The organism is Nocardia niwae NBRC 108934 = DSM 45340, from assembly GCF_001613465.1.
In the GTDB taxonomy this organism is placed as follows: Bacteria; Actinomycetota; Actinomycetes; order Mycobacteriales; family Mycobacteriaceae; genus Nocardia; species Nocardia niwae.
On record NZ_BDCK01000011.1, the window covers coordinates 16,177 to 37,907 of the forward strand.

At 68.6% G+C, this 21,731-nt stretch carries 23 protein-coding genes and 4 tRNA genes; 12 read left to right on the forward strand and 15 right to left on the reverse strand.

Annotated elements, in window-relative coordinates:
- Positions 1-6: 6 nt before the first annotated feature.
- From rplA to NNI01S_RS02935, 10 genes are all read right to left on the reverse strand, one after another.
- A complete protein-coding gene (gene rplA, locus NNI01S_RS02890) occupies positions 7-720 on the reverse strand; it encodes a 50S ribosomal protein L1 (protein WP_063017222.1) in 714 nt (237 codons plus the stop codon).
- A gap of 75 nt (positions 721-795) precedes the next feature.
- Positions 796-1,230, reverse strand: coding sequence for a 50S ribosomal protein L11 (gene rplK / locus NNI01S_RS02895; protein WP_039802009.1), 435 nt, complete (start codon positions 1,228-1,230; stop codon positions 796-798).
- A 97-nt stretch (positions 1,231-1,327) separates the two neighbouring features.
- Entirely contained in the window at positions 1,328-2,116 is a 789-nt protein-coding gene (nusG, locus tag NNI01S_RS02900; protein WP_063017224.1) for a transcription termination/antitermination protein NusG, read from the reverse strand.
- Between the two features lie 120 nt (positions 2,117-2,236).
- Complete coding sequence (gene secE / locus NNI01S_RS02905; protein WP_063017226.1) at positions 2,237-2,635, reverse strand: preprotein translocase subunit SecE; 399 nt, start codon at positions 2,633-2,635, stop codon at positions 2,237-2,239.
- Positions 2,636-2,743: 108 nt separating this feature from the next.
- Positions 2,744-2,816: transfer RNA gene (locus tag NNI01S_RS02910), tRNA-Trp, on the reverse strand.
- A gap of 222 nt (positions 2,817-3,038) precedes the next feature.
- Complete coding sequence (locus NNI01S_RS02915) at positions 3,039-4,106, reverse strand: fused (3R)-hydroxyacyl-ACP dehydratase subunits HadA/HadB (RefSeq protein ID WP_063017488.1); 1,068 nt, start codon at positions 4,104-4,106, stop codon at positions 3,039-3,041.
- Between the two features lie 183 nt (positions 4,107-4,289).
- Positions 4,290-4,460, reverse strand: a complete 171-nt coding sequence (rpmG, locus tag NNI01S_RS02920) for a 50S ribosomal protein L33 (RefSeq protein ID WP_011211653.1) — start codon at positions 4,458-4,460, stop codon at positions 4,290-4,292.
- A gap of 42 nt (positions 4,461-4,502) precedes the next feature.
- Positions 4,503-4,578: transfer RNA gene (locus NNI01S_RS02925), tRNA-Met, on the reverse strand.
- 76 nt (positions 4,579-4,654) lie between these two features.
- A tRNA-Thr gene (locus tag NNI01S_RS02930) sits at positions 4,655-4,727 on the reverse strand.
- Between the two features lie 718 nt (positions 4,728-5,445).
- A tRNA-Tyr gene (locus tag NNI01S_RS02935) sits at positions 5,446-5,528 on the reverse strand.
- A gap of 174 nt (positions 5,529-5,702) precedes the next feature.
- On the opposite strand from NNI01S_RS02935, the gene NNI01S_RS02940 reads away from it, so the two are divergent.
- Both NNI01S_RS02940 and NNI01S_RS02945 read left to right on the forward strand, forming a co-directional pair.
- On the forward strand, positions 5,703-6,194 hold the full coding sequence (locus NNI01S_RS02940; protein WP_063017228.1) for a YajQ family cyclic di-GMP-binding protein: 492 nt from the start codon (positions 5,703-5,705) through the stop codon (positions 6,192-6,194).
- A 65-nt stretch (positions 6,195-6,259) separates the two neighbouring features.
- Positions 6,260-6,724: a MarR family winged helix-turn-helix transcriptional regulator gene (locus NNI01S_RS02945; protein WP_063017231.1), complete on the forward strand. Its 465-nt coding sequence runs from the start codon at positions 6,260-6,262 to the stop codon at positions 6,722-6,724.
- A gap of 12 nt (positions 6,725-6,736) precedes the next feature.
- On the opposite strand, the gene htpX is transcribed toward NNI01S_RS02945, so the two are convergent.
- Together htpX and NNI01S_RS02955 are read right to left on the reverse strand one after the other, a co-directional pair.
- Positions 6,737-7,618, reverse strand: a complete 882-nt coding sequence (gene htpX, locus NNI01S_RS02950; RefSeq protein WP_063017236.1) for a zinc metalloprotease HtpX — start codon at positions 7,616-7,618, stop codon at positions 6,737-6,739.
- Positions 7,619-7,712: 94 nt separating this feature from the next.
- Positions 7,713-8,744 (reverse strand): polyprenyl synthetase family protein, encoded by a 1,032-nt coding sequence (locus NNI01S_RS02955; protein ID WP_063017489.1) that lies wholly within the window; start codon positions 8,742-8,744, stop codon positions 7,713-7,715.
- A gap of 223 nt (positions 8,745-8,967) precedes the next feature.
- On the opposite strand from NNI01S_RS02955, the gene NNI01S_RS02960 reads away from it, so the two are divergent.
- The 3 genes from NNI01S_RS02960 to NNI01S_RS02970 are packed head-to-tail and all read left to right on the forward strand — an operon-like array spanning position 8,968 to position 11,175.
- On the forward strand, positions 8,968-10,236 hold the full coding sequence (locus NNI01S_RS02960) for a geranylgeranyl reductase family protein (RefSeq protein ID WP_063017490.1): 1,269 nt from the start codon (positions 8,968-8,970) through the stop codon (positions 10,234-10,236).
- Positions 10,237-10,250: 14 nt separating this feature from the next.
- Complete coding sequence (locus NNI01S_RS02965; RefSeq protein WP_063017238.1) at positions 10,251-10,679, forward strand: helix-turn-helix transcriptional regulator; 429 nt, start codon at positions 10,251-10,253, stop codon at positions 10,677-10,679.
- A gap of 58 nt (positions 10,680-10,737) precedes the next feature.
- Positions 10,738-11,175 carry a VOC family protein gene (locus tag NNI01S_RS02970; RefSeq protein WP_063017240.1) on the forward strand — a complete coding sequence of 146 codons (438 nt, stop codon included), beginning with the start codon at positions 10,738-10,740 and terminating at the stop codon, positions 11,173-11,175.
- Between the two features lie 41 nt (positions 11,176-11,216).
- On the opposite strand, the gene NNI01S_RS02975 is transcribed toward NNI01S_RS02970, so the two are convergent.
- Complete coding sequence (locus tag NNI01S_RS02975) at positions 11,217-11,723, reverse strand: DUF2505 domain-containing protein (RefSeq protein ID WP_063017242.1); 507 nt, start codon at positions 11,721-11,723, stop codon at positions 11,217-11,219.
- 39 nt (positions 11,724-11,762) lie between these two features.
- Between NNI01S_RS02975 and NNI01S_RS02980 the strand changes: the two genes are divergently transcribed.
- From NNI01S_RS02980 to NNI01S_RS02995, 4 genes are all read left to right on the forward strand, one after another.
- Entirely contained in the window at positions 11,763-12,233 is a 471-nt protein-coding gene (locus NNI01S_RS02980; RefSeq protein WP_084488440.1) for a DUF3592 domain-containing protein, read from the forward strand.
- 109 nt (positions 12,234-12,342) lie between these two features.
- Positions 12,343-13,485 (forward strand): glycosyltransferase family 4 protein, encoded by a 1,143-nt coding sequence (locus tag NNI01S_RS02985; RefSeq protein WP_063017244.1) that lies wholly within the window; start codon positions 12,343-12,345, stop codon positions 13,483-13,485.
- 75 nt (positions 13,486-13,560) lie between these two features.
- Positions 13,561-14,265 (forward strand): demethylmenaquinone methyltransferase, encoded by a 705-nt coding sequence (locus NNI01S_RS02990; protein WP_063017246.1) that lies wholly within the window; start codon positions 13,561-13,563, stop codon positions 14,263-14,265.
- 114 nt (positions 14,266-14,379) lie between these two features.
- Positions 14,380-18,555, forward strand: coding sequence for a bifunctional nitrate reductase/sulfite reductase flavoprotein subunit alpha (locus NNI01S_RS02995; RefSeq protein ID WP_174554356.1), 4,176 nt, complete (start codon positions 14,380-14,382; stop codon positions 18,553-18,555).
- A gap of 46 nt (positions 18,556-18,601) precedes the next feature.
- Here the strand turns inward: NNI01S_RS02995 and NNI01S_RS03000 are convergent, their stop codons facing one another.
- On the reverse strand, positions 18,602-19,636 hold the full coding sequence (locus tag NNI01S_RS03000; RefSeq protein WP_063017247.1) for an aldo/keto reductase: 1,035 nt from the start codon (positions 19,634-19,636) through the stop codon (positions 18,602-18,604).
- 113 nt (positions 19,637-19,749) lie between these two features.
- Between NNI01S_RS03000 and NNI01S_RS03005 the strand changes: the two genes are divergently transcribed.
- Positions 19,750-20,391, forward strand: coding sequence for a TetR/AcrR family transcriptional regulator (locus NNI01S_RS03005; RefSeq protein ID WP_063017249.1), 642 nt, complete (start codon positions 19,750-19,752; stop codon positions 20,389-20,391).
- On the opposite strand, the gene NNI01S_RS03010 is transcribed toward NNI01S_RS03005, so the two are convergent.
- The gene (locus NNI01S_RS03010) at positions 20,388-20,981 is read right to left on the reverse strand and encodes a TIGR03086 family metal-binding protein (protein WP_063017251.1); all 594 of its coding nucleotides are present in this window, start codon (positions 20,979-20,981) and stop codon (positions 20,388-20,390) included. The genes NNI01S_RS03005 and NNI01S_RS03010 overlap by 4 nt on opposite strands.
- A 127-nt stretch (positions 20,982-21,108) precedes the next feature.
- Between NNI01S_RS03010 and NNI01S_RS03015 the strand changes: the two genes are divergently transcribed.
- The gene (locus tag NNI01S_RS03015; RefSeq protein ID WP_063017253.1) at positions 21,109-21,378 is read left to right on the forward strand and encodes a DUF8836 family protein; all 270 of its coding nucleotides are present in this window, start codon (positions 21,109-21,111) and stop codon (positions 21,376-21,378) included.
- A 109-nt stretch (positions 21,379-21,487) separates the two neighbouring features.
- Positions 21,488-21,715 carry an Rv3202a family protein gene (locus NNI01S_RS03020; RefSeq protein ID WP_063017255.1) on the forward strand — a complete coding sequence of 76 codons (228 nt, stop codon included), beginning with the start codon at positions 21,488-21,490 and terminating at the stop codon, positions 21,713-21,715.
- Positions 21,716-21,731: the final 16 nt, after the last annotated feature.

Here is a 21,731-nt window from a genome sequence, read left to right on the forward strand (position 1 = left end):
CGCTGCTTACGCGTCCTCGTCGAGGAGGTTGCGGGTGCGGTTCGGGTCCACCGGGATGCCCGGTCCGGTGTTCGTCGAGACCGTCACCTTCTTGACGTAGCGGCCCTTGGCGGTCGACGGCTTTGCGCGCAGGATCTCGTCCAGCGCGGCGCCGTAGTTCTCCACCAGCTTGCTGTCGTCGAAAGACGCCTTGCCGATGACGAAGTGCAGGTTGGCCTGCTTGTCGACCCGGAAGTTGATCTTGCCGCCCTTGATGTCGTTGACGGCCTTGGTCACGTCGGTGGTGACCGTGCCCGTCTTCGGGTTCGGCATCAGGCCGCGCGGGCCGAGAACACGCGCGATCCGGCCGACCTTGGCCATCTGGTCCGGGGTGGCGATCGCGGCGTCGAAGTCCAGCCAGCCGCCCTGGATCCGCTCGATCAGGTCCTCGGCGCCGACGGCGTCCGCACCGGCGGCCTCGGCCTCGGCGGCCTTCTCGCCCGCCGCGAACACGATGACGCGGGCGGTCTTACCGGTGCCGTGCGGCAGGTTGACCGTGCCGCGGACCATCTGGTCGGCCTTGCGAGGATCCACACCGAGACGCACGGCGACCTCGACGGTCGCGTCGGTCTTGGTGGTGGCCGTCTCCTTCGCCAGGCGCGCGGCGGCCAGCGGGGAGTAGAGCTTGGTGCGATCGACCTTCTCGGCCGCGGCGAGGTACGCCTTGCTTCGTTTTGCCATGATTCTCTGTCCTTATCAGTGGTTCAGACGTGGTTATCGGGCCTGGCCGGCCCTCCCACCAGGGAGCGATTCCGCTCAGCCTTCGACGGTGATGCCCATCGAACGCGCGGTACCCGCGATGATCTTGGCCGCCTGATCGAGGTCGTTGGCGTTCAGATCTTCCTGCTTGGTCTTGGCGATCTCGCGCACCTGGTCCATGGTCACCTTCGCGACCTTGTTGCGGTGCGGCTCGGCCGAGCCCTTCTGCACGCCTGCGGCCTTGAGCAGCAGCTTGGCGGCGGGCGGGGTCTTCAGCTTGAAGTCGAACGACCGGTCCTCGTACACCGAGATCTCGACCGGGATGACGTTGCCACGCTGCGACTCGGTCGCGGCGTTGTACGCCTTGCAGAACTCCATGATGTTGACGCCGTGCTGACCGAGCGCGGGGCCGACCGGAGGGGCCGGGTTCGCCTGGCCGGCCTGGATCTGAAGCTTGATGATCCCGGCGAGCTTCTTCTTCTTGGGGGGCATCTTTCTTTCCTAGGTGTGTGGTGTCCCTTGCTCTTTGCAAGTCTGGTGAACCGACCCGCCGCGCGGGCCGATTCATCCCGTCGTCGACGGAACGAATCTAGATCTTCGCGACCTGGGTGAACGCCAGCTCGACCGGGGTCTCGCGGCCGAAGATCGACACGAGCACCTTGAGCTTCTGCTGTTCGGCGTTGACCTCGGAGATGCTGGCGGGCAGCGTCGCGAACGGGCCGTCCATGACGGTCACCGACTCGCCGACCTCGAAGTCGACCTCGATGACCGGCTTCGGCGCGACCTCGCCGCCAGCGGTCTCGGTGGTCGCCGCCGCGGCCGCCGTGGCGGGCTTCTTCTGCTGCTGCGCGGCCGGGACGAGGAACTTCACCACGTCGTCGATGGACAGCGGCGACGGGCGCGACGTAGCGCCGACGAACCCGGTGACGCCCGGGGTGTTGCGCACCGCGCCCCACGATTCGTCGTTGAGCTCCATGCGGACCAGGATGTAACCGGGCAGCACCTTGCGGTTGACGTGCTTGCGCTGCCCGTTCTTGATCTCGGTGACCTCTTCGGTGGGCACCTCGACCTGGAAGATGTAGTCCTCCAGATCCAGGTTCTGCACGCGGGTCTCGAGGTTGGCCTTCACCTTGTTCTCGTAGCCGGCGTAGGAGTGGATGACGTACCACTCGCCGGGGGCGCGCCGCAGCGCTGCCTTCATCTCGGCGACCGGATCGGCGGGCTCGGCATCGATCGGGGCGGCAGGGGCGGACTCAGCGGGCTCCGATTCCTCGACCGCGGGCTCGTCGGTCGCGAACTCCTCGACGGAGTCGGTGGGCTCGGCCACCGCGTCGTCGGCCGGGAACTTGTCGTGTGTGTCGTTCTCCGGGGTGCTCACTGGGGCACTCGCTTCCTGTGTCGTCACGTACATCCTCTGCGTGCCGGGCCGGGCGCGCGGCGACATAACTGCCACCCGTGTCCGCCCCGGGATCGGCTACCGGCTGTCGGCGTCGTTCAGCTAGCCGAACAGCCAGTTGACACCCTTGATGAACGCCAGATCCAACCCGCTGATGAACGCGACCATGAAAATCACGAACACCAGAACAACGCTCGTATAGGTGACCATCTGCTTCCGGTTGGGCCAGATCACCTTGCGCAGTTCCGCGATGACCTCACGCAGGAACTTGATCAAACGCTTGAACGGATTACCCGACTTCTTGCGTTCGGCCCGATCGGTCGCCTTGGTTGCCTTCCGCGACGGACGGTCGAGCGTGGCGATAGCGCCCGTGTCGACCTGTGAGGACCCAGCGCGAGTCCGCCGGGCGGACCGCTTTCCGCTCGGTCGTGTCGCTGCGGCGGTGTCATCGCCTTCGTCGGCGGCATGTGCGCCGCGGCGAGTGTCCCGCTCGTCGCTCACGCCTTCTCCTCGCTCCGTTTGGTGCCGTCGTGCGCGATGCGCGCTGTGCCAATGGCTCGCTCGCCACGCTCGCTCACGTCGATCCTCTCTCGTCGCTGGCATCCAGGGCAGGGGCGACAGGACTTGAACCTGCAACCTGCGGTTTTGGAGACCGCTGCTCTGCCAGTTGAGCTACGCCCCTTCGGTTGGACGGTGTTGGCTGTCCAACCACTGTGTCGATATTCAGTTGTGCCCTGGTGTCACACAACACGCGCGCCGCTCCGGCAGTTGCCGGCCCCGTGGGCGATCCGCACGGACCGCCTGGAACCAGCCCCTCAGAGCAGCGCGCAGCGGCTGGCGACCCCAGAAACCTGAGTGTACGTTACCGTGCGCGGCATTAGCCAATCCGGGTCGCCGTCCCTGGTCAGGCCAGCTGCACCGTCGCGGTGGCGCGGCCGAAGATCTTCTTCCCCGCCGCCTTCGCCACGATGGCCACGACCGCGGTCCTGGTCTCCGGATCGACCGACTTCACCTTACCGGTGTACTCGATTTCGGCCGCCTCGTCGGAGCCCACATAGACGGGGCTGGTGAAGCGGACGTTGTACTCCTTGACCGCGCCTGGGTCGCCGAGCCACGAGGTGACGAACCCGCCGCCCAGACCCATGGTCAGCATGCCGTGCGCGACTACGTTGTCCAGGCCGACCAGCTTGACGACCTCGTCGCTCCAGTGGATCGGGTTGGCGTCGCCGGAGACGCCCGCGTAGTTCACCAGATCGCCGCGGGTGAGCCGGACGATGCGGGCGGGCAACTCGTCACCGGCCGAGACGTCCTCGAACCGGACGGCGTGCTTGGTGCGCACGCCTTCCGCGGGCGGCACGACCGGCGCGGGCGCCTGGGTCACCGCGAGCGAGGTGCGCGGGTGGTGTCCCGGCGCGTCCTCGCCGATGCCGTGCATGAGCACGTTGCGGACGGCGGCGTTGAGGTTCGGGTCGATGTCGCCGCCGCTGCGGCCGACGAGTGTGGTGTAGGTGGTGAGCACCAGTTCGTCGTTTTGTGCGGTGACGATGTTCTTGGTCACGATGATGTCGCCGCCGAAGGCCTGCCGGAACGAGTGCAGGTGGACATCGCAGGTGAGCTGGTCGCCGACCCTGATCGGGCGATGGAATTCCAGGATCTGGTCGGTCTGCATGATCTGGCTGAGGTCGTAGCCGGTGACGACCTCTTCGAACAGTTTGCGCTGCGCGAGAATCCCGACCAGGGAGATGAAGGTGACCGGCGCGAGCAGGTTGTCGTACCCGTACTCCTGCGCCGCGTCCTCGTCCCAGTGCACCGGATGGTAGTCCTGCACGGCGCGGGCGTATTCACGCACCTTCTCGCGGCCGACCTCGTAGTAGTCGTCGACGCGGTAGTGGTGACCGACCATCGCCGCGGCGTTCGCCGCGGGGTCGAGCGCCTCGCCCGTCTGGACCGCTTCGTCTGTACCGGTGTTGATTGTCACGGGAGGACTGTACCTATCTGACCCCGTCACCCGGAGTCTGCGGAGCGCTCACCACCGCACCCACACCGTGAAAATGCGTCAGGGCCGGACAGTTGTCCGGCCCTCGCGGTGCCACGGCCCGAGATACCGGGAGGCCACTCCCGGCGCTAGACCACGCGGTAGTTCACGCGTGGAGGGCTAGCGGGATTCGCGGTGCGCCCGGTGCGTGCCGCAGTTCGGGCAGAACTTCTTCAACTCCAGACGATCCGGGTCGTTGCGCCGGTTCTTCTTGGTGATGTAGTTGCGGTGCTTGCACTGCTCGCAGGCCAAGGTGATCTTTGGCCGGACATCGGTGGACTTCGCGGCCACGATATGCCTTCTTTCCGGTACCTGATGGGCTTGTATCGGTTGTGGTAGCGATGGCCGGACTTGAACCGGCGACACAACGATTATGAGTCGTTTGCTCTACCGACTGAGCTACACCGCCACGGCGTCGCATTGCCATGGTGCCGAGCCCGCACTACGGGAGCGATGCCGAGTCGGTCACCACCGGCAATCCGGCGAGCCCCCTAACGGAATCGAACCGTTGACCTTTTCCTTACCATGGAAACGCTCTGCCGACTGAGCTAAGGGGGCATGACTACTTCCGCACCGAGCCTCGAACGCTCGACCTCAGCGCGGTGAAGTCTTGAACGAGGTTACACACTCACCGGTCTCAGCACCAAACCGCGTGGTCAAAGGGTTGTTTTCCACGCATCGACGGCAACCACCGGCCCCCTTTCACGACTACACGGCAGTGCCGTCCGCCCGCAACCCGGAGATCGTTTCAACGCAAACATGGGCCACGCCGGCAATCGCGCCACAGAGGACACAAACGTCCGACGGATCTCGACCGAAAGCGCGATGCGTCTCGGCCGAACCCGCGCCCGATCGAAACCGATGCCCCCGCCCGACGACAGATGGAAACGCTGAGGCGAAGCGACCGATCGCCCGCAACAGCGAACGATCAGTTGGTGGGCGCCGCGATCGACGCGAAGAAGCGACCGGCACAAAGAGGCGATCGACGCGAAGAAGGTCGGCACGAAGAGAACAACGAAGAGAACAGGAAGGGAGGGAAGGCGGAAGAGTCATGACGGGCATGCGGCCGCAGACGCACACAACCCGGCCCGACGAAGAATGTCAGTCGATCGCCGCTCACAACCCAACGAGACAAACGTGATCAACGCAACGATCACAAAGGGGGTCCGGGGGCGAAGCCCCGCCGGGCGGGGTGTGGGGGTTGCACCCGCACAAGACAGACAAAGTGAGCCCTGTACGCGCTTTCTGCGTACAGGGCTCACTCAGCGAACGACGGTGGCAGGTGTAGGATTCGAACCTACGTAGGCTTTCACCGACAGATTTACAGTCTGCTCCCATTGGCCGCTCGGGCAACCTGCCGTTCGCGCATTGTTTCGCGCGCTGAGCAGAATACATCGAACCCGCACCCTGAATGCAAACCGGCTGGCTATCGGCCGTGCGACGCGACTACCCTCGGGTCTCCGGGTAGAACCGACGGTGGCTGGAAGCCTCGGGTTCAACTCACCCGTCGGACCGTCAGAACAGGAGCGCAGCGTGGCTGATTCGTCTTTCGATGTTGTGAGCAAGGTCGACCGGCAGGAGGTCGACAACGCCCTGCATCAGGCGGAGAAGGAGCTCAACACCCGCTACGACTTCCGCGGCACCGGCGCGTCGATCGAATGGTCCGGCGAGGACAAGATCGTGCTCACCGCGGAGGCGGAGGAGCGTGTGAAGGCCGCGCTGGAGGTGTTCAAGGAGAAGCTGATCCGCCGGGACATCTCGCTGAAGGCGTTCGACGCGGGCGAGCCGGTCTCCTCCGGCAAGGTGTACAAGATCACCGGTTCGCTGGTGCAGGGCATCGACTCCGAGCACGCGAAGAAGATCTCCAAGAAGATCCGGGACGAGGGCCCGAAGGGCGTGAAGGCGCAGATCCAGGGCGAGGAGCTGCGAGTGAGCAGCAAGAAGCGCGACGATCTGCAGGCCGTCATCGCCCTGCTCAAGGGCGAGGATTTCGGCATCGCGCTGCAGTTCGTCAACTACCGCTGACCGCCGGGCCGCAGCGCGGTGGGGTCGGTCGCGTTCAGCGTGTCCACGTTCGGAGGGCGGTCGGCATGTCAACCGAGGAGCGGCCGGGACTCGGCGTGGACGAAGGCATCCGCACGCTGCTGCTGCTGATGCCGCGCGTGGTGGGGCGGGCCAAGAAGCTGGGCGTTCCGAAAGAGCTGGAGTCGTTCTCGCTGGCGCCTCGGCACTTGTCGCTGCTGGCCAATCTGGTGTTCGACGGACCGACCACGGTGACGGATCTGGCCGCACGCCTGGAGGTGGCGCCGACGACGGTGAGCCTGATGGTCGGCGAACTCAGCAAGCAGGGTGTGCTCGAACGCGGCGCCGACCCCGACGACCGGAGACGCACCATCGTCGCCATCGCTCCGGCGCATGAGCAAGCCGTGCACAAATGGCTGGGACGCAGCGCTCGCGCCTGGCGCACGGTGCTCGAGCCGCTCACCGCGCAGCAGCGGCGGTTGTTCGTGGAGACGTTTCGCGCTTACGAAGACCAACTGGCCTTGGACGACTGAACTCCCCCGGACTCAGTACCGGCGCGGGCCGCCCGCCATCTCCTCGAGCCGGGCGACGCGTTCGTTCATCGACGGATGCGTGGAGAACCAGCGCGCGACCCGTTCACCCGCACGGAACGGGTTGGCGATCATCAGGTGCGACTGCGACGCCAGCCGCGGCTCGGGCGGGAGCGGGGCAGTCTGCACGCCGCGTTCGATCTTCCGCAGGGCGGACGCGAGGGCCAGCGGGTCACCGGTCAGCTCGGCGCCGGACTGATCGGCCTGGAATTCGCGCGAGCGCGAGACGGCCAGTTTGATCAGCGTCGCGGCGATCGGGCCGAGCAGCGACACCAGCAGCACGGCCAGCACGTTCGGGCCCTCGCCGTTGCGGTTGCCGCCGAACATGGACAGGTACATGGCCAGGTTCGCCACGCCGGAGATGACGGCCGCGAGCGCACCCGCGATCGAGGAGATGAGGATGTCGCGGTTGTAGACGTGCGAGAGTTCGTGCCCGAGCACGGCCCGCAATTCCCGCTCGTCGAGAAGCTGCAGAATGCCGCTGGTGCAGCAGACCGCGGCGTGGCGGGGACTGCGTCCGGTGGCGAAGGCGTTGGGGGCGTTGGTCGGGCTGATGTACAGCCGGGGCATCGGCTGCCGCGCGATGGTGGCCAGCTCACGCACGATCCGGTACATGACCGGGGCCTCCAGTTCGCTGACCGGCTGCGCGTGCATGGCCTTCAGCGCGATCTTGTCGCTGTTGAAATACGCGTAGGCGTTCATGCCCACCGCGAGCAGGATCGCGACGACGAGGATCGTCGGGTTGCGGAACAGCGCGCCGATGACCACGATCAGGGCCGACAGGCCCACCATCAGCCCGAAGGTCTTCAGCCCGTTCGCAAACCCGTGCCCGTGCATACGTCTCCCTTGCCGCTCCCCCGTTCACCGAGTTGCCTTACACCAGATAAACGATAGAAGCTCCAGGCAAAGTTCCGGTGCATCCGCGCCGCGCTCACCCCACGCGTTCGATGGTGTAGCGGACCAGCCGCTCGAGCGCGTCGTTGGCCGGGCCGCCGGGCAGGGCGGACAGTTCGGCGTAGGCGAGGTCGGCGTAGCCCTGCAGTTTCTCCTTGGCCAGCGTCATGCCGCGCGAGTCGGCGAGCAGGGCGAGCGCCTCGTCCACCTCGTCGTCGGTTTCCAGCGGACGGGCCAGCAGCTTGCGCAGGCGATCGCCGTCCGCGCCCTCCTCGCGCAGCGCGTACAGCACCGGCAAGGTGTGCACGCCCTCGCGCAGGTCGGTGCCGGGAGTCTTGCCGGACTGCTCGGACGCGGAAGAGATGTCGATGATGTCGTCGGAGATCTGGAAGGCGGTGCCGACCGCGTCACCGAGGCGGGCCAGTCGCTCGACGTGCTCGGCGTCGGCCCCGGAGAAGGTGCCACCGAAGCGGCCGGACGCGGCGATCAGCGAGCCGGTCTTCTCCCACACCACGCGCAGGTAGTGCTCGACCGGGTCCTGGGATTCGCGAGCGCCCATGGTCTCGCGCATCTGACCGGTGACGAGTTCGGCGAAGGTCTCGGCGATGATGCGCACCGCGTCGGGGCCGAGCGTGGAGGTGAGCCGGGACGCGTGCGCGAACAGATAGTCGCCCGCGAGGATGGCGATGTTGTTGCCCCAGCGCGAGTTGACGCTCGGGGCGCCGCGGCGCATGGGAGCCTCGTCCATCACGTCGTCGTGGTACAGCGTGGCCAGGTGCACGAGTTCGACGACGGTGCCCGCGGTGACCAGAGCGGGATCGGTGGGGCGCGGGCCGAGCTGTCCGGTGAGAATGGTGAAGAGCGGGCGGAAGCGCTTACCGCCGGCCTTGGCCAGGTGCAGCGCGGCTTCCTGGAGGAATTCCGCACCGTCGGAGAGCTCGTCTACGAGTAGTTTCTCCACTGCGGCCAGCCCGTCGCGCACGGCGTCGGCCAGCGCGCTGTCACCGAGGTCGACTCCGGCCACGACCGTGCTCGCTTCGTCCCCGGCTCCGCCGTGCGCCGTGTCCATGATTCGCTCGCTGCGCTCGCTCATGGCCGATGTGCTCATTTCTTCTCCCAGCGATGCGTCCGACCCCACGGTAGAGAACCTAGCGTGTCCCGGTCGGATGGCCCATGAACACCGTCACTCTGTGGTGGATCGGCCACATTCGCGGCGCGTCGCCGGTGACCGTCCACGACGCGAGCGCGACCGCCGTCGACATCGCTGAGCGGGCCCTGCGAGTATGGAGCGCATGGGTTCACCGGAAGCGAGTCCCGCGAGCGACGAGCACGCGTTGCCCAGCCGGGCCGAGGTGCTGGTCGTCGGCGCTGGCCCGGCCGGATCGGCGTCGGCGGCCTGGGCGGCACGGGCGGGACGGGACGTGGTGCTCATCGATTCCGCGGTCTTTCCCAGGGACAAGACCTGCGGTGACGGGCTGACCCCGCGCGCGACCGCGGAACTGGAGCAGCTCGGTCTCGGCGAGTGGGTGCGCGCGCACACCGTCAACCACGGTCTGCGGATGACCGGCTTCGGCCGCGAGGCGCTGCTGAGCTGGCCGGGCGGTTCCTTCCCGACGTACGGAAGCGCGGTTCCGCGCACCGAACTCGACGACAAACTGCGCGAGACGGCGGTGAAGTCCGGTGCGCGCATGGTGGACGGCACGAAAGTGGTCGACGTCACCCGGGAGGACGATCGGGTCACGGGCGTGACGGTGCGGACGGCCGACGGCACGCGCACGATCGCGTGCCGGACGCTGGTGGTCGCCGACGGGGTGCGTTCGCCGATCGGGCGGCTGCTCGGCCGCGTCTGGCATCGGCAGTACGCGTACGGCACCGCGGCGCGCGCCTATATCCGGTCCGGCCGCAGCGACGATCAGTGGATCACCTCGCACCTGGAGTTGCGCGATGCCGCCGGCGAGCTGGTTCCCGGCTACGGCTGGGTGTTCCCGCTGGGCAACGGGGAGGTGAACATCGGTGTCGGGTCGCTGGCGACGGAACGCAGGCCCTCGCATATCGCGTTGAAGCCGCTGCTGGCGCACTACACCGCCCTGCGCACGGAGGAATGGCAATTCGAGGGCTCGCTGCGCGCGGTGGCCTCGGCCCTGCTGCCGATGGGCGGGGCGGTCTCGAACGTCGCGGGACGCAACTGGGTGCTCATCGGTGACGCCGCCGGGTGCGTGAACCCGCTCAACGGCGAGGGCATCGATTACGGCTTGGAGGGCGGTCACATGCTGGCCGACCTGCTGGACGAACCCGACCTCAGCACGATCTGGCCGCAGGTGCTGCGCGCCCGCTACGGCCGCACGTTCTCGGTCGCCCGGCGGATCGCGGGCCTGGCCACGCATCCGCGCATGGTGCCGCTGGGCGGCCCGCCGGTGATGCGCTCGAAGTACCTGCAGCGCACGGCGGTCCGAGTGATGGGCAATCTGGTCACCGACGAGGACGTCGACCTGACCGCCCGGGCGTGGCGGATGGCGGGCCGGGCGTCGCTGCGCTTCGACGAGCGTCCGCCGTTCGCCTAGATCCGGGAGACGCGATGGGCGGACAACGAGCTCGCGGATCGCCCGCGCTGGCTCTGCTGCCGCATCTGCGCCGAGCCAAGGACCTGGCGGATCGGCACTACGCCGACCCGCTGAATCTGGACGGGCTGGCGGCGGCCGCCGGGGTGTCGAAATACCACTTCCTCCGGGCGTTCGCCGCGGTCTACGGCCTGACCCCGGCCGCGTACCTGGCCGAGCGGCGCATCGAACGCGCCCAGGACCTGCTGCGCGCGACCAATCTCACCGTCACCGAGGTGTGCATGCTGGTGGGCTACAGCAGCCTGGGCTCGTTCAGCAGCAAATTCCGGCAGTTGGTCGGCGTCACGCCGTCGGAGTACCAAGCGAAGTTCGCCGACGGCGCTCCGCGCATTCCCGGCTGTTTCGTCTTCATGCACGGGCTCTCCGACCGCAAGCCGCGCGGCTGAGCGAACCGCGCAATTTCGGAGAAGCCGGTGGCAGGGCGGCCGCCATAGCCTGGCCCGCATGACGACGATTACGAATGTTTCCCTGGTCACGGTGTATGTCACCGACCAAACCGCCGCGAAGGAGTGGTACGTCGACAAGCTCGGCTTCGTCGAGACCGGCGACGTCACCATGGGCGACAACGGTTTCCGCTGGGTCACCGTCGCGCATCCCGCGCATCCGGAGCTGGAGATCACGCTGATGCTCCCGGGCCCGCCGCTGGACGAGAACTACGCCGACGCCGTGCGGCGCGCGCTGGCCAACGGCACGCACGGCTCGCTCGGCCTGCGTACGGAGAACTGTCAGAAGACCTTCGAGGAACTCACCGCCAAGGGCGTGGAGTTCGTCCAGCCGCCCGCCGAACGGCCCTACGGCACCGAGGCGATCATCCGGGACAACTCGGGCAACTGGCTGGTCCTGGTCGAGCCGAAGGAGTACTCGCCGCAGGATTTCGCGTAGGCACGACGGCGTTGCCCCGGCCGGGCCGGGGCAACGTGCGCTCAGGCGGTCGGCTTCGCCGACAACCACTCCTCGATGAATTTGCGCTCGCTGTTGAGTACCCGATGGTGTAACTGTTCGGCGAGCGGCTCGATCGCGCCGCCGACCACGGGCACCTTCACCTGCACGGTGCCCGCCACCTCGAGCTCGGATCCCTCCGCGGTGGAACGGATCTCGTAGGACCCGGACATCGCGGTGTTGATGCCGCCGGTGGTGGCCTCGAAGGTGCCTTTGGCGACCTCGCCGACCAGCGGCTGCCAGTTGTCGGTGCGGGAGAAGGTGAGTTCGCTCTTGAGCACCTTGCGGACCAGCGCGGGTACCTTGTCCTCGGCGGCCTTTTCGGTCATATGGATGCGAATGGTGCCCGCGCCGTCCGGATGCGACAGGTCCAGCGTCGCGGTCGGTGCGTCGGCGAAGCGAGCCCGCCAGACGTCGTCGGTGGTGAGTGCCCGGTGGAGATCTTCGACCGGGACGGTATAAGGCACGGTGAAGCTGAATTTTCGGGACATGGCCGCCACCGTAGCCGAGCCGGTCGGTAGCCTGTGGCGGTGTCGGAAACCAGCCAGTTCCAAGGGCGGCCGATCCGCCTGCGACGGGCCAGGATCGGGGTGCTGATCGCCGCGACGGCGGTGAGCGTGCTCGTCGGGCTGCTGGTGCTGGCCGCGTGGCGCAACGACTATCTGATCAGCTCGGACAAGGGCAGCACCACCGCCGAGGTGCTCTCGGCGGGACGGCTGCGCTCGGCGGTCATGTACGTCACACCGGACGGCGAGACGCACAATCCGAAGGTCGGCGTGCTGTATCCCACCAACCTCACCGCGGGTGAGCGGATCCGGGTGGAATACAGCCGCAGCGACCCCGACCTGGTGCGCGTGGAAGGCCGTGACGTGCGCGTCGCCATTCCGCCCGCGTTGTCGGTCATCGTGGTGGTGTGGCTGCTCGCGCTGCCCGCGCTGTGGTTGCTCTTCCGCGCGAGCCGGCGTCCCGAGCCGGTTCCCCGGCCCGCGCCGCAGTCCTGAACTCCGTGGCCGGGCGAAGACCCGCAGCGCCCCGATAGTTCGCCGGATCTTTTCGTGCGCTTCACTTCGGTGTGGCGGCGCGGCGCGGTGTACCGGTCAGGCTGAGAACGTGCGTGTAGCGATCGTCGCGGAGTCGTTCCTGCCGAATATGAACGGCGTCGTCAACTCCGTGCTGCGGGTGCTGGAGCACTTGGACCGGCACGGGCACGACGCCCTGGTCATCGCCCCCGACACCCCGCGGGGTCAGGCCGCCGCACCGCGCGAGCACGGGCGTTTCCCCGTTCACCGGGTGCCCGCGGTCATGGTGCCGAAGGTCAGTTCGCTGCCGGTCGGGCTGCCGCAGCCGCGCATCGTCTCGGCCATCGAGGACTTCGGCCCCGACGTGGTGCACCTGGCCTCGCCGTTCCTGCTCGGCGCGGGCGGACTGGGCGCGGCCCTACGGCTGGATCTGCCGACCGTCGCGGTGTATCAGACCGACGTCGCGGGCTTCGCCAAAAGTTACGGGCTCGGGCTGGCCGGTCGTGCCGCGTGGGGCTGGACCCGCCGCATCCACGAGGGAGCCACCCGGACGCTGGCCCCGTCCCGGGCGGCGGCCGAGGACCTGGCCCGGCACGGCATTCCGCGCGTGCACCGGTGGGGACGCGGGGTCGACATCGCGCGTTTCAGGCCCAGCGCCCGCTCCGCCGAGCTGCGCGAGACCTGGCTCGCCGGCCGCGACCGGCTGCTGGTCGGCTTCGTCGGGCGGCTCGCGCCGGAGAAGCACGTCGAGCGGCTGGCGGTGCTCGGCGCCGAGCCCGATGTCCAGCTGGTGATCGTCGGCGACGGGCCGGAGCGTCAGCGGCTGGCCCGCTCGATGCCGACCGCGGTGTTCACCGGCGAACTCGGCGGCGACGAGCTGGCGCGGGCGTACGCCAGTCTGGACGTGATGGTGCACGCGGGCGAGCACGAGACGTTCTGCCAGGGCGTGCAGGAGGCGCTGGCGTCGGGTGTGCCTGTGATCGGCCCCGACGCGGGCGGTCCGCGCGACCTGATCGCTCACTGTCGCAACGGCTATCTGCTGCCGGTGGATCGCTTCGGCGAATTGCTGCCCAGCGCCGTCGGGGCGCTGCGCGATCCGGAGCTGCGCCACCGCTTCGCCGGAGCGGCCAGGAAGTCGGTGCTGTCGCGAACCTGGCCCGCCATCTGCACCCAGCTGATGGGCCACTACACCGAAGTGACCGGCACGCGGATTCGGTTGCCGCATACGGCCTGAACCCGCGCTCGGACGTGACGGAAGTATCCACGCGCCGCGCTCGGTTCGTAACAGACCGCGAGTTAGGGTCGTGGCGTGGCGAAAACGCAATCGAACCGGGCCTCGCTGGACAAGCAGCCGCGCGAAGTAGCGGCGATGTTCGACGGCGTCGCCCGGCGATACGACCTGACCAACACGGTGATCTCCGCGGGGCAGGATCGCTACTGGCGCTGGGCGACCCGCAAGGCGCTGGCGCCGCGGCCGGGCGAGCGGCTGCTGGATCTGGCCGCCGGCACCGGTGTGTCGACGCTGGAGTTGCAGAAATCCGGCGCCTGGTGCCTGGCGGCCGACTTCTCCAAGGGCATGCTCAGCGCGGGCCGTTTCCGCGACGTGCCGATGGTGGCGGCCGACGCCATGGCGCTGCCGTTCGCCGACGACTCCTTCGACGCGGTGACGATCTCCTTCGGGCTGCGCAACGTGGCCGACACCGACCTAGCCCTGCGCGAGATGCTGCGGGTCACCAAGCCCGGCGGCAGGCTGGTCGTGTGCGAGTTCTCCGCGCCGGTGCTCCCGGTGTTGCGCACGGTGTATCTGGAGTACCTGATGAAGGCGCTGCCCAAGGTGGCGCGTGTGGTGAGCAGTAATCCCGAAGCCTACGTCTACCTGGCCGAATCCATCTCGGACTGGCCCAATCAGCGCAGGCTGGCGATGCGGATCGCGGCGAACGGGTGGTCGTCGGTGAAGTGGCGCAACCTCACCGGCGGCATAGTCGCGCTGCATCGGGCATACAAACTCGACTGACCCGGAGACCTCGGTCACACCTCACCGCCGGATTCGAGCACGGTGAGGTGGAATGTCACCTGGCGATAACGCGGGGTAAATCCCGCGCAATCGGCGGTCCGCATGATCGAAGACATGTCCGACCCAGTGACCGGCCACAGCGACGGCATCGCCCGAACGGCGTGCTCGTACTGCGGCGTGGGCTGCGGGATCACGGTGACGACCGCACCGGGCGGAGCGGGGAAGCCGGTGATCGCCAAGGTCAGCGGCGACAAACTGCACCCGGCCAACGCGGGCAGGCTGTGCACCAAGGGCGCGACGCACGCCGAGTTGATGCGCACCACCGGACGGATGGAGACCGCCTACCGGCGTTCGGAGCGCGGCCAGGTCCCGGTGCCCTTCCCGGTGGACGAGGCCGTGCACGAGGCCGCCACTCGGTTGCGCGCCATCCTGGACGAGCACGGTCCGGACGCGATCGCGCTCTACGTCTCCGGGCAGATGTCACTGGAGGCGCAATACCTCGCCACCAAACTGGCCAAGGGTTATCTGCGCACGGTGCACGTCGAGGCGAACTCGCGGCTGTGCATGGCCAGCGCCGGGACCGGATACAAGCAGTCGCTCGGCGCGGACGGGCCGCCCGGCTCCTACGACGACTTCGAACACGCCGACCTGTTCTTCGTGATCGGCGCGAACATGGCCGACTGCCATCCCATCCTGTTCCTGCGGATGGCCGACCGGCTGAAAGCCGGGGCGAAGCTCATCGTGGTGGACCCGCGGCGCACGGAGACCGCCGCGCGAGCGGACCTGTTCCTGCAGATCGCTCCCGGCACGGACCTCGCGCTGCTGAACGGGCTGCTGCACCTGCTGGTCGCGAACGGCGACATCGACGAGGAGTTCATCGCCGAGTACACCGAGGGCTGGGACGCGATGCCGGAGTTCCTCGCGGACTACCCGCCGCAGCGAGTGGCGGAGATCACCGGGCTGGCCGAAGCCGACATCCGCACCGCCGCCCGGTGGATCGGCGAAGCCGGCGAGTGGATGTCGCTGTGGACGATGGGACTCAACCAATCCACCCACGGCACCTGGAACACCAACGCCTTGTGCAACCTGCACCTGGCCACGGGCGCGATCTGCCGTCCCGGCAGCGGGCCGTTCTCGCTCACCGGACAGCCGAACGCGATGGGCGGGCGCGAGATGGGATACATGGGCCCCGGCCTGCCCGGTCAGCGCAGCCTGCTCTCCGCCGAGGACCGCGCCTTCGTCGAGACCGCGTGGGAATTGGAGCCCGGCACCCTGCGCACCGAAGCCGGGCCCGGCACGGTGGAGATGTTCCGTGAACTGGCCGAGGGGACGATCAAAGCGGCCTGGATCATCTGCACCAATCCCGTCGCCACCGTGTCCAACCGCAAGACCGTGATCGCGGGATTGGAAGCGGCCGAACTGGTGATCGCCCAGGACGCCTACACCGAGACCGCGACCAACGCGTATGCCGACCTGCTGCTACCCGCCACGCTGTGGGCGGAGGCGGACGCGGTGATGGTGAATTCCGAACGCAATCTCACCCTGCTGCAGCAATCGGTGCCACCCACCGGCGACGCGCGACCCGACTGGCGGATCATCGCTGACATCGCCACCGCCATGGGCTTCCCCGGCTTCGACTTCGCCTCCAGCGCCGAGGTGTTCGACGAGATCACCCGGTTCGCGAATCCCGCCACCGGCTACGACCTGCGCGGCGTGAGCTACGAGGCGCTGCGCGAAGGGCCGATGCAGTGGCCGTGCGCGCAGCCCGAACGCAGGCGCAATCCGATCCGCTACATCAACGACGGGGTCAGCCAGACACTGTTCGTCGACGCGCACGGACACCGGCCCCGGCTGGCCTTCGCGACGCCGAGTCGCCGCGCGGTGTTCTGGCCGCGCCCGCACCTGCTGCCGGAGGAGATGCCGGACGACGACTACCCGTTCCTGCTGAACACCGGCCGCCTGCAGCACCAATGGCACACGATGACCAAGACCGGCAAGATCGACAAGCTGACCAAGCTGAACGGCGCTCCGTTCGTCGAGGTGCACCCGGCCGACGCCGAACGCCTCGGCCTGCGCGCGGGCGATCAGCTCGAGATCGCCTCGCGTCGCGGTCGCGCCGTGCTGCCGGTGCAGGTCAGTGATCGAGTGCGGCCGGGCGATTGCTTCGTGCCGTTCCACTGGAACGACGAGCAGGGCGAATACCTGACCATCAACGCGGTCACCAACGACGCGGTCGATCCGGTTTCCCTGCAACCGGAGTTCAAGGCGTGCGCGGTGGCGCTGCGCCGGGTGGCGGCGGTGCGGCGCCCGGAGGTCCCCGCCGCGGTGCCCGTGGCGGAATCGGCGCATCCGCTGGCGGCCGTGCTCGGCCTCGACAGCGGCACCGCGCCCACGCTCAGCGAGACCGAGCGGATCTACCTGAGTGGCTTTCTGGCCGCGCTGCAGGCGCTTCCGGTGGCCGGTCAGCCGGTGCTCCCGGACTCGGCGCCGATGTCCGCGCACAGCAGGCTGTGGGTAGACGGGCTGCTGGCCGGGATGTATTCGCGTGGCGCGGCGGGCCCTGCTCCGACGATGGACGAGGGAGCGGCCGCCCGCGCGATCACGGTGCTGTGGGCCTCGCAGACCGGCACCGCCGAGGAGTTCGCGGCCACCGTCTCGGCGCACCTGGCCGGACACGGCTTCGCGCCGCGCCTGCTGGACCTGGACTCCTGCGACCTAAACGCCGTCCAGGGCGACGTGCTGGTGGTCAGCAGCACGTTCGGCGACGGAGGGCCGCCGGACAACGGAGCCGACTTCTGGGATCGCCTCGCCGACGCCGTCGTGCGGCTGACGGGTGTGCGCTACGCGGTGTTCGCCCTCGGCGACTCCTCCTACGACGACTTCTGCGGATACGGCCGCAAACTCGACGAGAAATTCGCCGAACTCGGCGCGACCCGGTTGCTGCCGCGCGTGGACAGCGAACCCGACTACGAAGACGCGGCGCAGCGCTGGCTCGATGACGTACTCGCCGCCTTCGGCGACACGGAGCCCGGCTCCCCCACCAGCTCGCCGGTGCCCCTCGGAACCGGTCCGGGTCGCTCCGCGCCCCGTGGCGGCGGTGTCGCGACGCTGGAATTGCCGACTGCCGTACCGGCGCGCGACCGTAAAGTTCCCGCGCCGTTCACCCGCGCTGCGCCGCTGCGCGCTCCGCTGCTGCGCAACGAGTTGCTCTCGGCCGATGGATCACCGAAAGAGGTGCGCCGCTTCGGGTTCGATCTGCGCGGTCTGGACGCCGGGTACGAGGTGGGCGACTCCTTGGGCGTCTGGCCGGTGAACAGCGACGCGCTGGTCACCGAATGGCTGGCCGCCACCGGGCTGGACGGTCGCCGCGCGGTCGAGGTCGACGAGCGCGAACTCACCTTGGCAGAGGCCCTGCGCACGCACTACGACATCACCAAGGTCGGTCACGACCTGCTCGGTTTCCTCGCCGAGCGCAACCACAGCGGCAAGCTCGCCAAACTGCTGCGCCGGGACAACCGCAACGAGCTGGCGAACTACCTGTGGGACCGGCAGGCCGTGGACGTGCTGCGCGACTTCCCGGTGCGGGCGGATCTGGTGGAGTGGCTCGGCGCGCTGAAGAAGCTGCAACCGCGCCAGTATTCGATCTCGTCGAGCCCGCTGGTCAGCCCGGATGAGGTGGAGCTGACCGTCGGCATCGTGCGCTACGGCGACCCGGCCGCCACCGGTTCGGCGGCCCGGCGCGGCGGGGTGTGCTCGACGTTCCTCGCCGATCGGGCGGGCGCGGAGGCGGTGGTGCCGATCTTCCTGCAGCGCGCACCACATTTCCGGCCCCCGGCCGACCCGACCGCGCCGATGATCATGGTGGGCCCGGGCACCGGCATCGCGCCCTTCCGCGGGTTCCTGCAGGAGCGCAGGGCCCTCGGCTGCACCGGACGCAACTGGCTGTTCTTCGGCGATCAGCATGCCGCGCAGAACTTCTACTACCGCGCCGAGCTGGAGGACATGTTCCGTTCCGGCTTCCTGACCCGGCTCGACCTGGCCTTCTCCCGGGACCAGCGGGAGCGGATCTACGTGCAGCACCGAATGATCGAGCACGGCGCCGAGCTGTGGTCCTGGCTGCGCGACGGCGCCCACTTCTACGTCTGCGGCGACGCCAGCCGCATGGCCGCGGACGTCGACGAGGCGCTCCTGCGCATCGCCCGCATCCACGGCAAGCTCGACGAGGACGGCGCCCTGGCCTTCAAGAAGCAGCTCGTCGCCGAAAAACGCTACGTCCGCGACGTGTACTGACGGTCCAGGTCCGAGCGGACTGACGGTCTGCCGCCGCATTCTTCGCTCACACGGCGGGCGGGTTCAAGCGGGTGAAGTCCGGGAGGCGGTAGTACGGGTAGTAGGGATAGGGCGGGGTGGTGGCGCTTGCCTTGTCCAGGCGGGCGACCTGGTCGGCATCGAGTTCCCAGCCGATCGCGCCGAGGTTCTGGCGCAATTGTTCCTCGTTGCGGGCGCCGACGATGACGGTGGCGACCGTGGGGCGTCGCAGCAGCCAGTTGAGGGCGATCTGCGGGACCGTCTTGCCGGTTTCGGCGGCCAGTTCGTCGAGGACGTCGACCACGTCGTAGAGCTTGTCGTCGTCCACCGGCGGCCCGGCCTCGGCGGTCCGATGCAGGCGGCTTCCTTCCGGAAGTGATTGTCCGCGCCGGATCTTGCCGGTGAGCCTGCCCCAGCCGAGCGGGCTCCAGACCACCGCGCCGACGCCTTGGTCGCGCCCCAGCGGCATGAGCTCCCATTCGTAGTCCCGCCCGACCAGCGAGTAGTAGACCTGGTGCGCGACATACCTGGTCAGGCCGTTGCGATCGGCCGCGGCAAGGGATTTCATCAGTTGCCAGCCCGCGAAGTTCGACGCGCCGACGTAGCGGATCTTGCCCGCCCGCACCAGATCGTCGAGTGCGGCGACGACTTCCTCCACCGGCGTGCCCGCGTCGAAAGCGTGCAGCTGGAACAGATCGATGTAGTCCGTGCCCAGTCTGCGCAGCGACGCCTCCACCGCGCCGATCAGCCTGGCCCGGCCGGAACCGGCGGCCGCCGGTCCGGGGCCGGTGGGCAGCGTCGCTTTGGTGGACAGCAGCACCCGGTCACGCCTGCCCTTGACCGCGGCGCCCAGCACCTCCTCGGAGGCGCCGTCGGAGTAGACGTCGGCGGTGTCGAACATGCTCACGCCCGCGTCCAAGCTGATGTCGACCAGCCGCCGCGCCTGGTCGGCGTCGGTGTCACCCCACGCGCCGAACAGTTCGCCGCGACCGCCGAAAGTGCCCGCACCGAAGCTCAAGGCAGGGACGTGCAAACCCGATGCGCCGAGCCGCCGGTACTCCATCTGCGCGTCCTGCGTCCGAACGTTCACCGAGACTCCCTCCTAAAGGGTCTATAGTTCCGTTAACGTATCGAACAGTACACCTGATCGCCCTCAAATGAAACTGGAGTTCCGTTATGGAGTCGGAAGAGAGCACCCCCGGATCGGTTCGACCCGGTGGACGCACCGCGCGGGTCCGTGCCGCCGTCCTGCGAGCCGCGGGCGACCTGCTGGCCGAACGCGGCTTCGCCCGCCTCGACCTGGCCGAGGTCGCGACACGCGCCGAGGTCGGCAAGACCACGGTCTACCGCCGCTGGCGCACGCCCACCGGCCTGATCGCCGACCTGCTGGTCGACATGGCCGAGCAGTCGCTGCCGCACGCCGACACCGGCTCACTGCTCGGCGACCTCACCGCCAACGCCCGCCTGGTCGCCGGAACGCTGTCCGATCCCCGCCAAGGCAGACTCTTCCGCGCCGTGATCGCCGCCGCCACCTGCGACGAGTCCGCCGCGACCGCCTTGCGCCGCTTCTACGACGTGCGCCTCACCGAGTGGTCGGCGTGTGTGGCGGCCGCCGTAGCGCGCGGCGAAGCGCCGGCGCACACCGACGCACGCGCGGTGCTGTCGGCGGTGTCGGCCCCGCTCTACTACCGACTGCTCGCCAGCGGCGATCCGATCGACGACGACGCGGCGGATACGGCGGCCCGCGCCGCCGCCGACGCCGTGACTGCGGGCACTTTCGTGCCGACCGGCTCGCGCCCCGCCCCACCGGTCGATTAGCCGAGCACAGCGCCCGCGGTCCACTCGGCGCGGCGGCCGGTGAAGGCGAGGACCCGCTCCAGAGCAGACGCTTCCGCCGCGACCGGCACCACCGGGCCGAACAGGCCCGGCACGCCTTCGGCCGGAGTTTCCCGCAGCATGTCCAGCAAGATGGCCAGATGCCCGGCGGCACAGGTGAAGGGCTGACCGGTGGCCTTCGCGAGATCCCAGCCGTGCACGACCACCTCGTCCAGGGCGATCCTCGCCATCACCGGCGCGGGCTCGCTCACTCCGCCCGCCTCCGTCGCGCCGTCCCAGGCCGCGGGTTCCCGCCACGCCGCCACCAAGGCGTCCAGCTGCGCCGGAATGCGCTGCCGCCAATCCTCGGGCAACGCGCGCTCGGCAGGAGGAGCGGGCGCGACCGAACCGCCGACGGCCTCCTTGGTGGCCGACTGCCGGAATGCCTCGGTCAGATCGACCACGTGCGCGAGCAGATCGCGGACCGTGGTGTCCGCGCACGGCGTCGCCGCCGCGAGCTGATCGTCGGTAATGCCGCCGACGACGGTCGCCAAAGCGGCGGCCGCGGGCTCGAAGTCGAACTCGGGATTCATCTGGCCTCCTCGGGGTGTGGAACGTCTCCGGGAATGCAGACGGAGCGAGGCGGCGAAATTCAGCGGCGAGGTCTTCCGCAACCAACTCGTAGCGGCGAAAAGCCCTGGAAAAGCGGACAATTGAAAGATGAAGGGTGATCGAGTGGAGATCGTCGTCGACGTCGGCGACGGCTCTCGCAATTACGAGATCGCGGCTACCCGGGCGGGGCGGCGGGTCGAGGTACGGATCGCGCGGGGCGTGGTGGAAGTCAGCGAGGTGACACGGTCGGGGGTGGCGGTGCGAACCGCGCGGTTCATGGCCGGACGCACCCTCGCGCTGGTCGAACATCCCGCGAACGCGACCGCGCCGCAGGCCGGCGAAGAACGGCGAACTCGACGCGCCGAATGCTTGCCGTAGGACCGGACCACGGGCATCCTCGATCCAGTCGAAGTTGATCGTCCGCCTCGATTGCGGCGTCCCGCGACGGGTATGCCGAGCGAGAGGCCCACGCGGAGAGGAGCGCACGATGTCAGATCCCCTTGCCGACGCGGTCCCGGAGGCCGATCTCGCCGAGCAGTCGGTTCCGGCGTATCCGGAGGAGCCGGTGCTCGCCGACGACCTGCCCGAGCAGGACGACACCGTCGGACGGGCGGTTCTGGAGCGCGACGTCTTGGAGGCGAACCCGGCGGACGTGATCGAGCAGTCCATCGCGGTTCCGCTCGACGACGAGCCCGAGGAGGAATCCGGCTACTGACGGCCCGGCGCGGCCG

Coding starts and splice junctions, on each gene's coding strand:
- NNI01S_RS02960 (WP_063017490.1), top strand. CDS start 8,968: ATGGGTTCACCGGAAGCGAGTCCCGCGAGCGACGAGCACGCGTTGCCC.
- NNI01S_RS03000 (WP_063017247.1), bottom strand. CDS start 19,636: ATGGAGTACCGGCGGCTCGGCGCATCGGGTTTGCACGTCCCTGCCTTG.
- NNI01S_RS02965 (WP_063017238.1), top strand. CDS start 10,251: ATGGGCGGACAACGAGCTCGCGGATCGCCCGCGCTGGCTCTGCTGCCG.
- NNI01S_RS03015 (WP_063017253.1), top strand. CDS start 21,109: ATGAAGGGTGATCGAGTGGAGATCGTCGTCGACGTCGGCGACGGCTCT.
- NNI01S_RS02970 (WP_063017240.1), top strand. CDS start 10,738: ATGACGACGATTACGAATGTTTCCCTGGTCACGGTGTATGTCACCGAC.
- NNI01S_RS02995 (WP_174554356.1), top strand. CDS start 14,380: ATGTCCGACCCAGTGACCGGCCACAGCGACGGCATCGCCCGAACGGCG.
- NNI01S_RS03005 (WP_063017249.1), top strand. CDS start 19,750: ATGGAGTCGGAAGAGAGCACCCCCGGATCGGTTCGACCCGGTGGACGC.
- htpX (WP_063017236.1), bottom strand. CDS start 7,618: ATGCACGGGCACGGGTTTGCGAACGGGCTGAAGACCTTCGGGCTGATG.
- NNI01S_RS02955 (WP_063017489.1), bottom strand. CDS start 8,744: ATGGACACGGCGCACGGCGGAGCCGGGGACGAAGCGAGCACGGTCGTG.
- rplK (WP_039802009.1), bottom strand. CDS start 1,230: ATGCCCCCCAAGAAGAAGAAGCTCGCCGGGATCATCAAGCTTCAGATC.
- rplA (WP_063017222.1), bottom strand. CDS start 720: ATGGCAAAACGAAGCAAGGCGTACCTCGCCGCGGCCGAGAAGGTCGAT.
- NNI01S_RS02975 (WP_063017242.1), bottom strand. CDS start 11,723: ATGTCCCGAAAATTCAGCTTCACCGTGCCTTATACCGTCCCGGTCGAA.
- NNI01S_RS02945 (WP_063017231.1), top strand. CDS start 6,260: ATGTCAACCGAGGAGCGGCCGGGACTCGGCGTGGACGAAGGCATCCGC.
- NNI01S_RS03020 (WP_063017255.1), top strand. CDS start 21,488: ATGTCAGATCCCCTTGCCGACGCGGTCCCGGAGGCCGATCTCGCCGAG.
- NNI01S_RS03010 (WP_063017251.1), bottom strand. CDS start 20,981: ATGAATCCCGAGTTCGACTTCGAGCCCGCGGCCGCCGCTTTGGCGACC.